We start from the raw sequence: 14,535 nt of genomic DNA, 5'->3' as shown, positions 1-14,535 counted from the left end.
AAAATACAAAACTTTCCAAAAGTATAGCTGATGCCAGTTGGAGTAGATTCAAATCAATGATTGAATATAAAGCAAAATGGTATGGCAGGACAGTAGTTTCTGTACCACGAAATTTTGCAAGTTCACAGATATGTTCAGGTTGTGGCTATAAAAACTCGCTTGTCAAAGACCTGAAAATCAGAGAATGGACTTGTCCAATCTGCAGAGAGAACCATCAACGTGATAAAAATGCAGCTGTTAATATTTTGAATAAAGGACTGCAGCAGTTGCTAACTTAGTAATCTGCTTAGTTGTCATACAAAACAACCGCAGGAACTGTGGAGATAACTTGGTACATTAGCGAATATTGGTTTGCCCTACCCAAGAATCCCCTACCTCTATAGGTTGAGGGAGCGTTCAAAAATTGATATGGGCATAAATTTCTACTATATTTTCAAGTATTTCAACTGTTTTATCCATAGCTTCTACTGTAATGTGTTCATAAGGACCGTGAAAGGCATAGCCGCCGGTACCAAGGTTAGGACAGGGAAGGCCTTTGAAGCTCAGGTTTGCACCATCAGTGCCTCCTCTTACAGGAATTATTACTGGTTCCACGCCGGCTTTTCTGCTGGCCTGGGCTGCATTATCTATGAGATGGAAACAAGGTTTTATTTTTTCTGCCATATTCCTATACTGGTCTTTTATTGTAAGAATAACACTACCTTCTCCATATTTTTCGTTCATCAGTTTGACTATCAGCATAAGTGTGGATTTTCTTGCTTCCAGAGCTGCTATATCATGGTCTCTTATTATATATTCCATAGTTGCATGTTCGACATTTCCATTTATAGAGGTCATGTGGAAAAAACCTTCGTAGTCCTGGGTATCTCTTGGAGTCTCACCAGAAGGAAGCATGGAGTTTATTTCTGCAGCCACAAGAGATGCATTAATCATGGTATCCTTAGCTTCGCCAGGATGAACATTGAAACCTTTTATTTCAAACAAGGCACTGCTGGCATTAAAGTTTTCGTAGGATATCTCCCCTTCGGGCCCCCCGTCTACCGTATATGCAAAATCGGCTCCAAAAGCTTGGAGGTCAAGGTGGTCGGCACCTGAACCTACTTCTTCGTCGGGTGTAAAACCTATACATATTTTGCCGTGAGGGATATTTTTTGTTATTATATTTTCTGTTAAAGTCAATATTTCAGCTATGCCAGCCTTATTGTCAGCGCCAAGCAGGGTGTTTCCATGAGTTGTGATAAGTGTTCTTCCCTTTAGATTTGAAAGATGTGAAAACTCTTTTGGAGAAAGAGTCCTTGAACTTTGGCCAAGAACCAGCTCGCTTCCATCATAATTATCTATTATTTCATACTCTACATTTTCGCCGCAAAAATCAGGAGAGGTGTCTATATGGGCAATAAAGCCGAGACTTGGTTTTTCTTCATATCCAGGGCTTGCGTCAATCGATGCATAGACATAGCACTTATCATCTACTCTTGCATTTTGGACTCCCATAGAGTGGAGTTCTTCTACAAGAATTTTTGCGAGATCAAACTGTATTATGCTTGTAGGGACAGTTTCACTTTGGCTGTTACTTGATGTATGCACTCTAATATAATTTAAAAATCTCTCATAAGCCTTCATTTTTTGTTTCCTCGTTTCGTATTTGTTTATTAAGCGCTGACTTTCCATAGTATAGATTAGCATATATCCCATTATTTTTCCATATGAATGCTTACTTTTTTTAAAAAATCCCCCGGTGGGATATGACTTATATTGTAATTGGCGCCATCTCTTTTAAGTTCATTGAGCTTTATAAGAAGTAGATTTACGTTTACATCCATTATCAAAGATATCTGAAGAACATCATAACCTTCTTTTAAAAGACCGATTAGTTTATGGTCATCGATAAGAATATGCGCTGCAAATACATTGGCTTCATATTCTGGTCTGGAAGTCACATCCAGGACCTGGAATTCTCTAAAAGAAGATTCTTTGCATATTTTTTGGTGAAGTCTATCATGGCCTATTTCGTGTGCAATGACAAGCTCTATTAGACGCTTGTTTAGAGAGGCGTTTACAAGTATAGATCTTCTTTTGTTTATAACTGTATACATTCCAAGCATATCCTTCAGGTCGTTAAGGTAGTATAGATGAATTCCAAGTCGCTCTGCCAGTTTTGCAGGTTCACGGGTAGCATGTTTTTTAACGAGAGATTCCGCGGTATTTTTTATTTTATTCAGGCGAGCCATCACCCTCACCCCCTGTATCCAACTTTTTGCCGTATTTTCGATTCTCGTTCTTTGAATCCCAGTATATCTGCTGGAGCGCTTGCATTACAGCATCTTTATCATTTTCAGAGAGTTTTCCTCCTGCAAATAGTCCAGCTACCTCGGTTATGATGTTCTCGGCTTGTTTTTGCCCGTTATATCCGTAATTCTCTCCTGCTGAGGTAACAAATTCTTCGTTTTCGGTCAGGAGATAGTTGACATCTACGTTTAATATATCAGCGAGGATAAAATAGACTTCTCGTTTTCTGGGATAGCTCTCTCCAAGTTCGTAATTTTTATACGTTCGAAGTGATACACCCGCGTTTGCAGCCATTTCTGCCTGAGTATAATTAGTTTTTTTTCTAAGTTCCCTCAGTTTATCACTGAATTTCATTGTACTCTCCTTTTTGGTGCAAAACAACTGCACTTATATATACTGAATATCTTGACAGGTGCAGTTTAAATACCTATAATGATCTAAAGTGCAATTTATTTACACTTAGAATATTATATGTTGCACTTTTTGTCAAGGAGGAAACGTAAATGATGGAAAGAACCATATTGCACTGTGATATGAATAACTGCTATGCATCTATAGAACTGATAACAAATCCGCAGTGGAGAGGAAAGCCGCTTGCGGTGTGTGGCTCAGTAGAAGAGCGTCGCGGAATAGTACTTGCAAAGTCTGAAGAGGCAAAGAAATACGGAATTAAAACTGGAGAAGCGGTGTGGCAGGCCATGATAAAGTGCCCACAGCTTATAACGGTAGAGCCTCATTACGAAGAATACATGAAATACTCCAGACTGGCTCGAAACATATATTATCGGTATACAGACAGAGTTGAACCTTTTGGGCTGGATGAATGCTGGCTGGACTGTAGCGAAAGCACAAGTCTGTTTGGTGGCGGAGAAAAAATAGCAAATGAAATAAGAGAAAAAATAAAGACAGAACTCGGGATTACGGTATCGATAGGGGTGAGTTTTAATAAGGTATTTGCTAAACTCGGGAGCGATCTGAAAAAGCCAGATGCAGTAAGTGTGATAAAAATGGATGATTTCAAGAAAAAGCTTTGGAAACTTAAAGCCTCGGAGCTTCTTGGAGTGGGAGGCTCAACCTATTCAAAATTAAGCAGGTATGGCATAATTACGATAGGAGATCTGGCAGAAGCGAACCCTCGCTTTATAATTCAGATTCTTGGAAAAAATGGAATAGACATATGGAATCATGCTAATGGCCGTGATGAATCAAATGTTATGGTAGCAGGATACAGACCGCCCGTGAAAAGTATAGGGCACGGGATAACTTGCATAAGAGACCTTGTAAATAATCAGGAAGTAAAACTGGTTTTTCTGGAATTATGTCAAGATGTCTCCAAAAAGCTTCGTGACAATGAACTTAAGGCCTCGGGAGTAAAAATAACTGTAAGAGATTCATCATTTGCCGACAGACAATATCAGTGCATACTGGATTTGCCAACGCAGTGTTCATCAGAGATAACAGACGCAGCTATAGACCTTTTCAAGAAAAGGTACACTTGGGATATTCCTGTGAGAGCGCTTAGCATATCTGCCATAAATCTTACAGATCAAAATGCACCCTTGCAGCAGGATCTGTTTGGGAATTATGAAAGGCATGAAAAATTTGACAGAGCTGAAAAGGTGATGTATGAACTGAGGAAACGCTATGGCAAAAAATCGGTAACTTTTGCTTCGCTTATGGGAGATATAAATATCGCCAGAGAACGAACTGATATCATGGTTCTTCCTTCTATGTCAAGATGATATTAATCATTGAAAAAAAACGAGATTGGCAATATAATGTAATAGCTAATAAATAAACAAGAAACAAGAAATAAGAAATAAGAAAGAGGTTTTGTAAATGAAAAAAATTATCACAAAAAAAGGACAAGAAATAATATTAAGAGATCCTGTTCATGAAGATGCAAAAGCGATGATAGAATTTTATAATGCTGTTGGAGGAGAGACCACGTATCTTTCTTTTTGCGGTGGAGAATATAAGGCTACAGAAGAACAGCAAAAGGATATGATAGATGAGGCTAATTCATCAAAGAATAATACCATGATACTGGCTACTTCGGGAAATGAGATAGTTGGAATAGGAACAATTTCATCTAATCAAAAAATAAAAGGCAGACACGTAGGCACGCTGGGTATAGTTATCGCTCAAAAGTGCTGCAACGCTGGTATTGGAAAAGCCATGATGAAAGAACTCATAGACTGGTCAAAGAGCAACAACATAACCAGAAAAATCTCGCTGGTAACCGCTCAGGATAATCAGGGAGCAATGGCGCTGTATGAGAAATGTGGGTTTGAAGTAGAAGGAATATTAAAGAATGAAATTTTGATAGATGGAAAGTTTTCTCATCTGGTATCTATGGGACTCATGATATAGAGCTAAAAAATTGAGGTTAAAGAAACTGACGTAAAAGATTATAACTCTTTAGGTATGCAGTCTTTGGGTATAAAGAAGTTAAAATATTTACGGAGGTGTAAAAATGAAAGGTTATTATCTGATGCCCCACCCTCCTCTTATAATGCCTGAGATAGGAAGAGGAGAGGAACAAAAAATAGAGTCCACAGTAAATGCATGCCACGAAATTGGAAAAAGGATAAAACTTATTGGAGCAGATACGGTCATAATTATAAGTCCGCACGGCATAGTATTTCGGGATGCAACGGCTGTATATAATGAACCTGTTATCGCAGGGAGTTTTGCAAGATTTGGAGCCCCTTTGGTAGAAATGAGTTTTCAAACGGATATGATTTTGGCAGAGAAGATATTAGAAAATGCAAGAGATGCTTCTTTGCCTGTAGCTGAAATAAACAGTGAAACAGCTGTGGGCTATGGAATCAGCACAGATCTTGATCATGGAGTGATGGTACCGCTTCATTTTATAGAGTCATCTAAATTGAAAATTGTTAATATATCATATGGTCTGCTTTCTGCTGAAGAGCTCTACAGATTTGGGATGATTGTTGAAAAAAGTGTAAGAGACACAGGTCGAAACGCTGTAATTATAGCATCGGGAGATCTTTCACATCGTCTTTCTCATTCTGGTCCATACCCATATAGTCCATTTGGAGAGGAATTTGACCAAAGACTTATAGAAATTATAACTGAGGGAGACATGCACGCACTTATAAATCTCAAGGGCAAACTGGTAAGTGAGGCGGGAGAGTGCGGCCTCAGGAGCCTGTTTATACTTGCTGGCGCCCTTGATGAGAAAAAAGTCAAAGGAGAAGTCTTGAGTTATGAGGGACCTTTTGGAGTAGGATACGCGGTTGTGGATTTTCATTTCGAAGAAGGTGCATCAGAAAGACACGGTCTCAAGATTAGGACTGGAGATGAGTACGTAAGTCTTGCACGCAGGAGTCTTGACTTTTATTTTAAAAATAATAAAAAATTCATACCTCAAAGAAAAGAATGGTCTGAGCTTTTCAGCAGAAGAAACGGAGTATTTGTTTCAATAAAACTTGAGGGCGCTCTCAGGGGGTGCATAGGAACCATAGCACCTACCACGGATTCGGTTGCGCAGGAAATCGTTCAAAATGCAATATCTGCAGCCACTCAGGATCCAAGATTTGCGCCTATGACATATGAAGAATTTGTAAGATGTGATATATCTGTGGATGTGCTTTTGGAGGCCGAGCCTACATCATATGAAGGGCTTGATCCAAAAAAATATGGAGTAATAGTAAGCAGGGGATCAAGAAAAGGCCTGCTGCTTCCAAATCTTGAGGGAGTAGACACAGTAGAATATCAGCTGAGCATAGCGCTTAGAAAAGCGGGAATACCGGAAAACTCTGATTACAAAATTGAAAGGTTTGAAGTCATAAGACATAAGGAGGAAAAGCTATGAAAATAGAGGCTCTGTTTTATCAAATAGAAGGAGATTTTGCCATATGTATGCTCTGCCCTCATGGTTGTCACATAAAAGAAGGTAATAGAGGGGTATGCAGAGTAAGGGGAGCGCTTAGAGATGAATCTGGGAATCTGAGACTATACACGTTCAATTATGGGGAGGTTTCTTCTCTGGCGCTAGATCCTATCGAGAAAAAGCCGCTGGTAAATTTTTTTCCAGGAACGTTTATACTTTCTGTGGGTTCATACGGTTGCAATCTTAAATGTCTTTTCTGTCAGAATTATCACATTGCACATGAAGATCCGCATACAGTTTTCATGTCCCCTGAAGACATGGTCAAAAAAATACAGGCGCATACAGACAGTATCGGTATTGCATTTACGTACAATGAGCCGACAGTCTGGTATGAATGCGTACTTGATACTGCAATGTTACTGAAAAAACATTTACCAGATAAAAAAGTTGTACTTGTTACAAATGGATATATAAATGAGACGCCTCTTAAAAAACTTCTTCCTTATATAGATGCTATGAATATAGATTTAAAAGGAGATGACAATTTCTACAGAAATATATGTTCGGGGACTATGCCAGAAGTAATGCAAACTATAAAAATAGCAGATGAAATGGGAGTTCATGTAGAAGTATCGACTCTGATAATTGGTAAAATAAACAGTGATGATGAAACACTTATTGATATAGGGGAGTTTATAAAAAATATAAACCCGGATATTACACTGCATATATCCAGATATTTCCCCTGCTATAAAATGAGTGAACCTCCTACCGAAATAGAAACAATAGGAAAGTCTTATCACACACTTAAAAAAATATTACCGGATGTAAGAGTAGGAAACTTGACTTTGGAAGAATTGAGGAGTATTATAGAAATTTAACATATGTTCTAAAAATTTATTGCAAAAAGCATTTCAATATGATATATTTATATAATGCTATGGAATAATAATGGGGACGTATGTCTAATTAGAAATTCTTTTTTTATTAATTGAGAGGTGAAGTCTGAATGCAATATCCACATCCTGTGCAAATCGGGAGAAGAAAGAGAATGAGTTTTTCGAAGATTAACGAGGTTACGAGTCTGCCGAATCTTATTGAGATACAGTTGGATTCATACAAGTGGTTTATCGAGGAAGGACTTAGAGAAGTATTTGAGGAAGTTTTCCCAATAGAAGATTATACTGGAAACATCAAGCTTGAATTTATAGACTATTATTTGGAGAATGAACCCAAATATGGCGTTGAAGAGAGCAAGGAAAGAGACGTGAACTATGCTACTCCGTTAAGGGTTAAAGTGAAACTTACAGTACCTGACGAGGATGGTTCCAAGATAGTTAAAAATGAGGGTGGAGACCCTGTGTTCCTTGGAGATTTCCCACTTATGACTGACAAGGGAACCTTCATTATAAACGGAGCAGAGAGAGTTATAGTAAGTCAACTTGTAAGATCTCCGGGTGTATATTACTCTCAGGAAATTGACAAATCAGGTAAGCGATTGATTTCAGCTACAGTTATACCCAACAGGGGAGCATGGCTGGAGTATGAGACGGATTCTAATGACATAGTTTCTGTAAGAGTTGACAGAGATAGAAAACAGCCAATAACGATGCTGCTCAGAGCTTTTGGTTATGGAAGCAATGAACAGATAAGAGAACTTATTGGAGACGATGAAAGACTTGAAGCTACTCTTGGAAAAGACAGTACTACTACAAGAGAAGAAGCTTTGATAGAAATATACAAAAAATTAAGACCTGGTGAACCGCCTACGCTTGAAAGTGCGGATTCACTTATAAATTCCCTTTTCTTTGATCCCAAGAGATATGACCTTGCAAAGGTGGGAAGATTTAAATTCAATAAAAAACTTTCAATTGCCAACAGAGCTCATGGAAAGAAACTGACAAGAGATGTAGTAGACCCTAATACAGGAGAAATACTATTTGAAGCAAGTCACAGACTGACATTCGCACAAGCAGATTCAATTGAAGACACGGGCCTTGAAGCTGTATTCGTCGAAGGCGATGAAGGCAAAGAGGTTAAAATTGTTGGAAATAGATTCGTAGATATTAAAAAACATATTGATTTTGATATAAGCGATTTGAAGATAAAAGAAAAAGTAAGATACAAAGTACTTGAGGAGATTTTGGAAGAGACAGATGACCCTGAGGAAAGAAGAAACCTTATTGAAAAAAGAAAACGTCAACTTGTACCAAAACACATAGTAATTGAAGACATAGTAGCTTCCATAAGCTATCAGTTCAACTTATTCAGTGGAGTAGGAAATCTTGACGATATAGACCATCTTGGAAACAGAAGAGTAAGGTCTGTAGGAGAACTTCTGCAGAATCAGTTCAGAATAGGGCTTTCCAGAATGGAAAGAGTTGTTAAAGAAAGAATGACAGTTCAAGAGACCATGGAACTGACTCCTAACACTCTTATAAATATAAGGCCAGTTACTGCTGCCATAAAAGAATTCTTTGGTTCTTCGCAGTTGTCACAGTTTATGGACCAGACAAACCCGCTTTCTGAGCTTACACACAAACGAAGACTTTCAGCGCTTGGACCTGGAGGACTTTCAAGAGATAGAGCAGGATTTGAGGTTCGAGACGTACATTACTCGCATTACGGAAGAATGTGCCCGATAGAGACTCCCGAGGGGCCAAACATCGGACTTATAAACTCACTTTCGGTATATGCAAAAATAAATGAATATGGATTCATAGAATCGCCATACAGAAAAGTAGACAAATCTACTGGAATTGTTACGCCTGAAATAGTGTATCTTACAGCAGATGAAGAAGACTTATATATAAGAGCTCAGGCAAATGAACCATTAGCTGAAAATGGAGAGTTTGTAAATGAGAGAGTTGCCTGTAGAACTGTAAATGGTTCCGTACAGCTTATAGACAGAAATAAAGTAGACGTAATGGACGTTTCACCTAAGCAAGTTGTTTCGGTAGCTACGGCCATGATACCTTTCCTTGAGAACGACGACGCCAACAGAGCCCTTATGGGATCAAACATGCAGCGTCAGGCGGTACCTCTTGTAAGAAGAGAAGCTCCTATGATAGGTACAGCTATAGAGTACAGATCTGCTGTTGACTCTGGAGCGGTTGTAGTTGCAAGACAAGCTGGAACAGTTGAAAAAGTTTCTGCAAACCAGGTAGTAGTGAAAAATGAAGCTGGTACAAAGGACTATTATAAACTTCTCAAATTCAAACGTTCAAACCAGGGAACTTGCATAAATCAGACGCCTATAGTTAAAAAGGGCGAAATCATCGAAAAAGGTGATGTTATTGCTGATGGGCCTTCTACAGACCTTGGAGAGATAGCGCTGGGCAGAAACTGCCTTATTGCATTCATGACATGGGAAGGCTACAACTACGAGGATGCTATACTGATAAATGAAAAGCTTGTAAGAGAAGACAGACTTTCCACAATCCATATTGAAGAATATGAATCAGAAGCAAGAGATACAAAACTTGGACCTGAAGAAATAACAAGAGATATCCCAAATGTCGGAGATGATGCACTTAAAAATCTTGACGAAAGAGGGATAATCAGAATAGGTGCTGAGGTTGAATCTGGAGATATACTCGTTGGAAAAGTAACTCCCAAAGGAGAGACTGAGATAACACCTGAAGAGAGACTTCTAAGAGCAATATTTGCAGAAAAAGCAAGAGAAGTAAGAGATACATCACTGAAAGTTCCTCATGGAGAATCAGGGATAATCGTAGATATAAGAATATTTACAAGAGAAAATGGCGACGAACTTCCAGCTGGAGTTAACGAACTTGTAAGATGCTATATTGCCAAAAAAAGAAAAATAAATGTCGGAGATAAGATGGCGGGGCGTCATGGTAATAAGGGTGTAATATCTCGTATTCTTCCAGAAGAAGATATGCCTTTTATGCCAGATGGAACACCACTTGAGATTGTTCTTAACCCACTTGGAGTACCTTCTCGTATGAACATAGGACAGGTACTTGAGGTCCATATGGGCCTTGCAGCTAAACAGCTTGGATGGCACGTTGCAACTCCAGTATTTGACGGAGCAAACGAGGATGATATATTCAAGGCTCTTAGAGAGGCTGGATATCCTGAAGATGGAAAAATACAGCTCCAGGACGGAAGAACAGGAGACTTTTTTGATAACAGGGTTACTGTAGGCTACATGTATATGCTGAAACTACATCACCTTGTTGACGATAAAATTCACGCAAGATCTACAGGACCTTACTCACTTGTAACTCAGCAGCCACTTGGAGGAAAAGCTCAATTTGGTGGACAGAGATTCGGAGAGATGGAGGTTTGGGCTCTTGAGGCATACGGAGCAGCACATACACTTCAGGAAATTCTTACAGTTAAGTCAGACGACGTAGTAGGAAGAGTAAGGACATATGAGTCAATTGTAAAAGGTGAAAATGTACCTGAGCCAGGAATACCAGAATCCTTTAAAGTTCTTATAAAAGAACTTCAGTCTCTATGCCTGGATGTAAAACTTCTTTCAGAAGACGAACAAGAGGTCGAGGTTAGAGAAGACACTGACGATATCGAAATAAAAGACGATTCAATATATATAGACGAAGATAGAGACGATATGATTGAAGTAGATATCACAAAGGATGCTTCGATTATTGAAGAAAGTCCAGGATTTGAACTTGAATATATGGATGAAGAAGATGACGAAGACTTCGAAGATGACTTTATTGTTGAAGAAGAGGAAATTGAAGAATAAACTGAAGAATAAACTGCGCCATATAGCGCGGTTTATTCCTTAAAATAGTGTTAACCTAAATTTACTTCCAGTTTAAGATATAGAAGAAGGGAGCTGCACTCCTTGTTTGAATTAGATAATTTTGAATCGATCAAAATAGGATTAGCATCGCCAGAGAAGATAAGAGAATGGTCTTTTGGTGAGGTAAAAAAACCTGAAACAATTAACTATAGAACATTAAAGCCCGAAAAAGATGGTCTTTTCTGTGAGGCTATATTTGGACCACAGAAAGACTGGGAATGTCACTGTGGAAAGTACAAAAAAGACAGAGCCAGACATAAAGGCGTAATATGTGATAAATGCGGTGTTGAAGTCACAAGAGCAAAAGTAAGAAGAGAAAGAATGGCCCATATAGAGCTGGCAACACCAGTTTCGCATATATGGTACTTCAAGGGAATACCATCAAGAATGGGACTTCTTTTGGATATGTCTCCAAGACTGCTTGAGAAGATACTTTATTTCGCTTCTTATGTAGTTATAGATCCGGGTGAGACCAACCTTACTGAAAATGCACTTCTCAGTGAAAAAGAATACAGAGATGCCATTGAGGCAAATGGAAGAAATTCCTTTGTTGCCAAGATGGGTGCTGAAGCGGTAAAAGATATGCTTCAAAAGCTGAATCTTGAGGAACTTTCAAAAGACCTTAAGAACAGGCTTAAAGATGCAAGTGGACAAAAGCGTATAAAAGCGATTAGAAGACTTGAAGTTGTAGAGGCCTTTAAACAGTCAGGCAATGATCCTTCATGGATGATACTTGATGTTATTCCGGTAATACCGCCAGAGCTAAGACCAATGGTTCAGCTTGATGGAGGAAGATTCGCAACTTCTGACCTTAATGACCTTTACAGAAGAGTTATAAACAGAAACAACAGACTAAAGAAACTACTTGAGCTTGGTGCACCCGACATAATCATAAGAAATGAAAAAAGGATGCTTCAAGAGGCAGTAGATGCACTTATAGATAATGGTAGAAAAGGAAGACCGGTAACTGGTCCTGGAAACAGACCGCTTAAGTCGCTTTCTGACATGCTAAAAGGTAAGCAGGGACGTTTCCGTCAAAACTTACTTGGTAAGCGAGTTGACTACTCTGGACGTTCGGTTATCGTTGTTGGACCTGATCTGAAATTCTATCAGTGTGGACTTCCTAAAAAGATGGCTCTTGAACTCTTTAAACCTTTTGTAATGAACGGACTTGTTGAAAAAGGTTATGCTCAAAACATAAAGAATGCAAAGAGAATGGTAGAAAAAGTCAAACCAGAAGTATGGGAAGTACTTGAAGAAGTAATTAAGGGTCACCCTGTACTTCTAAACAGAGCCCCTACGCTTCACAGACTTGGAATCCAGGCATTTGAACCAGTACTTGTGGAAGGTAAGGCCATAAAGCTTCATCCACTTGTATGTACAGCCTACAACGCAGACTTTGACGGAGACCAGATGGCAGTCCACGTTCCGCTTTCAGTTGAAGCTCAGGCGGAGTGTAGATTCCTTATGCTATCACCAAATAACATCATGGCTCCAAAAGACGGTTCTCCTATAACTACTCCTTCACAGGATATGGTTCTTGGAGCTTACTACCTTACAATGGACGAACCTGATGTAAAGGGCTCAGGATCTATATACAAAGACTTTGATGAAATGATGCTGGCCTATGATAACAAACAGGTAAATCTTCATGCAAGAGTAAAGGTAAGAGTAAAGCTTGATGAAAATGATAAGGGACAACTTGTTGAATCTACTGTAGGAAGATTCATATTTAACGATAACATCCCTCAAAACCTTGGATATGTAGATAGAAACGTAGACAAGTACTCTCTTGAAGTAGACTTTGTACTTGCAAAGAATCAAATCGGGAAAGTAATAGACAAGTGTTTCAGAAAACATGGAAATACGCAAACTGCTCTTATGCTTGATAAAATAAAAGATCTGGGATTCAAATATTCTACAAAAGGTGCCATGACGGTGTCGGTTGCAGACATGATAATTCCAAAAGAGAAACACGACCTTGTAAGACAGGCAGAAGAAAAAGTTGCAAAATACGAAAAGAACTTTAAACGTGGTCTTATGTCAGATGAAGAGAGATACGAAAGAGTAATAGAAACATGGGCTGCAACAACAGAACTTGTAACAGATGCTCTTATGAAAAACCTTGGACCACTAAACAATATAAATATAATGGCAGTATCAGGAGCAAGGGGTTCTAAGAACCAGATCAGACAGCTTGCAGGAATGCGTGGACTTATGGCCAATGCTTCAGGTAAGACAGTTGAGATTCCAGTTAAATCAAACTTCCGTGAAGGACTTACAGTACTTGAGTACTTTACATCTTCACACGGAGCTAGAAAAGGACTTGCCGATACAGCGCTTCGTACAGCCGATTCAGGATACCTTACAAGAAGACTTGTTGACGTATCACAAGATGTCATCATAAGAGAGATAGATTGTGGAACGACAGAGGGAATCGAAGTAAGTGCATTCAAGGATGGAAACGAAGTTATAGAAAATCTTTACGACAGAATAGTTGGAAGATACCCAGTTTCAGATGTACCTCATCCAACAAATGGAGGAGTAATAGCAAGAAAAGGCGAAGAAATATCTGAAGATGTGGCAGAAGAAATAGTTGCATCTGGAATAACAACACTTATTCTTCGTACAGTTCTTAACTGTAAATCTAAACATGGAGTATGTTCAACATGCTACGGAAGAAACCTTGCAACAGGAAAAAATGTAAACGTAGGAGAAGCTGTTGGAATCATAGCAGCCCAGTCTATAGGTGAGCCAGGAACACAGCTTACAATGAGAACATTCCATACAGGAGGAGTTGCAGGTGGAGATATAACTCAAGGTCTTCCAAGGGTTGAGGAGCTTTTTGAGGCTCGTAAACCAAAGGGACTCTCTGTTATAACCGAAGTTTCAGGAACAGTAAAATTAGTCGAAAACGGAAAACGTAAAGACGTAATAGTAACTACTGAATCTGGGGAAGAACATGAATATCAGATACCATACGGTGCAATACTCAAAGTAAAAGCAGACCAGAGCGTAAAGCCTGGAGAGCAGCTTACTCAAGGATCTATAAACCCACACGATATACTGAGGGTAAACGGAGTAATTGGAGTAGAGGACTATATAGTAAAAGAGGTTCAAAGAGTTTACAGACTTCAAGGTGTTGATATAAACGACAAACATATAGAGATAATAGCAAGACAGATGCTTAGTAAAGTTAAGATTGAAGAGCCTAATGACTCTACATTCCTTTCAGGAGCACTTATGAGTCTTGCTGAAGTAAGAAGAACCAATGAAAAACTTCAAGATGAAGGCAAAGAGCCGGCAACTTTCAGGCAAGTTCTTCTTGGAATTACAAAAGCTTCTCTTGCGACGGATTCATTCTTGTCAGCAGCATCATTCCAGGAAACTACAAGAGTCCTTACTGAAGCAGCAATAAAAGGAAGCAAGGATAATCTTATTGGTCTTAAGGAGAATGTTATAATTGGAAAGCTTATTCCTGCAGGAACAGGTCTTAAGAGATACAAATCAATCCACATAACAAACCTTGAAGAGACACCAAATTATCCCAAGCAAGATGGAGATAATATAGCTCTATAAAATAATAATA

At 38.9% G+C, this 14,535-nt stretch carries 10 protein-coding genes; 7 read left to right on the top strand and 3 right to left on the bottom strand.

Translation table 11 applies throughout. The features are described 5' to 3' along the window. Window positions 1-278 (top strand): zinc ribbon domain-containing protein (locus G558_RS12990; RefSeq protein ID WP_028830023.1); only part of this gene is annotated, 278 nt, incomplete at its 5' end. Window positions 279-396: 118 nt separating this feature from the next. On the opposite strand, the gene pepT is transcribed toward G558_RS12990, so the two are convergent. From pepT to G558_RS0109855, 3 genes are all read right to left on the bottom strand, one after another. Next, the gene (gene pepT / locus G558_RS0109865; RefSeq protein ID WP_028830022.1) at window positions 397-1,623 is read right to left on the bottom strand and encodes a peptidase T; all 1,227 of its coding nucleotides are present in this window, start codon (window positions 1,621-1,623) and stop codon (window positions 397-399) included. 71 nt (window positions 1,624-1,694) lie between these two features. Then, on the bottom strand, window positions 1,695-2,231 hold the full coding sequence (locus G558_RS0109860) for an ImmA/IrrE family metallo-endopeptidase (protein WP_051188634.1): 537 nt from the start codon (window positions 2,229-2,231) through the stop codon (window positions 1,695-1,697). Further along, the gene (locus G558_RS0109855) at window positions 2,215-2,643 is read right to left on the bottom strand and encodes a helix-turn-helix domain-containing protein (RefSeq protein WP_028830020.1); all 429 of its coding nucleotides are present in this window, start codon (window positions 2,641-2,643) and stop codon (window positions 2,215-2,217) included. The genes G558_RS0109860 and G558_RS0109855 overlap by 17 nt, the downstream gene beginning before the upstream one ends. A 149-nt stretch (window positions 2,644-2,792) precedes the next feature. On the opposite strand from G558_RS0109855, the gene G558_RS0109850 reads away from it, so the two are divergent. The 6 genes from G558_RS0109850 (at window position 2,793) to rpoC (ending at window position 14,525) form a co-directional block, all read left to right on the top strand. Continuing rightward, a complete protein-coding gene (locus tag G558_RS0109850; RefSeq protein ID WP_242825231.1) occupies window positions 2,793-4,031 on the top strand; it encodes a DNA polymerase Y family protein in 1,239 nt (412 codons plus the stop codon). Between the two features lie 97 nt (window positions 4,032-4,128). After that, on the top strand, window positions 4,129-4,662 hold the full coding sequence (locus tag G558_RS0109845) for a GNAT family N-acetyltransferase (RefSeq protein ID WP_028830018.1): 534 nt from the start codon (window positions 4,129-4,131) through the stop codon (window positions 4,660-4,662). Window positions 4,663-4,765: 103 nt separating this feature from the next. Next, complete coding sequence (gene amrA, locus G558_RS0109840; RefSeq protein WP_028830017.1) at window positions 4,766-6,130, top strand: AmmeMemoRadiSam system protein A; 1,365 nt, start codon at window positions 4,766-4,768, stop codon at window positions 6,128-6,130. Further along, window positions 6,127-7,029 carry a radical SAM protein gene (locus G558_RS0109835; RefSeq protein ID WP_028830016.1) on the top strand — a complete coding sequence of 301 codons (903 nt, stop codon included), beginning with the start codon at window positions 6,127-6,129 and terminating at the stop codon, window positions 7,027-7,029. Before amrA ends, G558_RS0109835 begins: the two co-directional genes overlap by 4 nt. 128 nt (window positions 7,030-7,157) lie before the next feature. Beyond that, the gene (gene rpoB, locus G558_RS0109830) at window positions 7,158-10,886 is read left to right on the top strand and encodes a DNA-directed RNA polymerase subunit beta (protein WP_028830015.1); all 3,729 of its coding nucleotides are present in this window, start codon (window positions 7,158-7,160) and stop codon (window positions 10,884-10,886) included. A 102-nt stretch (window positions 10,887-10,988) separates the two neighbouring features. Next, window positions 10,989-14,525 (top strand): DNA-directed RNA polymerase subunit beta', encoded by a 3,537-nt coding sequence (rpoC, locus tag G558_RS0109825; protein ID WP_028830014.1) that lies wholly within the window; start codon window positions 10,989-10,991, stop codon window positions 14,523-14,525. Window positions 14,526-14,535: the final 10 nt, after the last annotated feature.

This window comes from Proteocatella sphenisci DSM 23131 (assembly GCF_000423525.1).
GTDB lineage: Bacteria > Bacillota > Clostridia > Peptostreptococcales > Filifactoraceae > Proteocatella > Proteocatella sphenisci.
This window is presented reverse-complemented; position numbering and strand designations above follow the sequence as displayed.

Coding starts and splice junctions, on each gene's coding strand:
- pepT (WP_028830022.1), bottom strand. CDS start 1,623: ATGAAGGCTTATGAGAGATTTTTAAATTATATTAGAGTGCATACATCA.
- G558_RS0109860 (WP_051188634.1), bottom strand. CDS start 2,231: ATGGCTCGCCTGAATAAAATAAAAAATACCGCGGAATCTCTCGTTAAA.
- G558_RS0109855 (WP_028830020.1), bottom strand. CDS start 2,643: ATGAAATTCAGTGATAAACTGAGGGAACTTAGAAAAAAAACTAATTAT.
- G558_RS0109850 (WP_242825231.1), top strand. CDS start 2,793: ATGATGGAAAGAACCATATTGCACTGTGATATGAATAACTGCTATGCA.
- G558_RS0109845 (WP_028830018.1), top strand. CDS start 4,129: ATGAAAAAAATTATCACAAAAAAAGGACAAGAAATAATATTAAGAGAT.
- amrA (WP_028830017.1), top strand. CDS start 4,766: ATGAAAGGTTATTATCTGATGCCCCACCCTCCTCTTATAATGCCTGAG.
- G558_RS0109835 (WP_028830016.1), top strand. CDS start 6,127: ATGAAAATAGAGGCTCTGTTTTATCAAATAGAAGGAGATTTTGCCATA.
- rpoB (WP_028830015.1), top strand. CDS start 7,158: ATGCAATATCCACATCCTGTGCAAATCGGGAGAAGAAAGAGAATGAGT.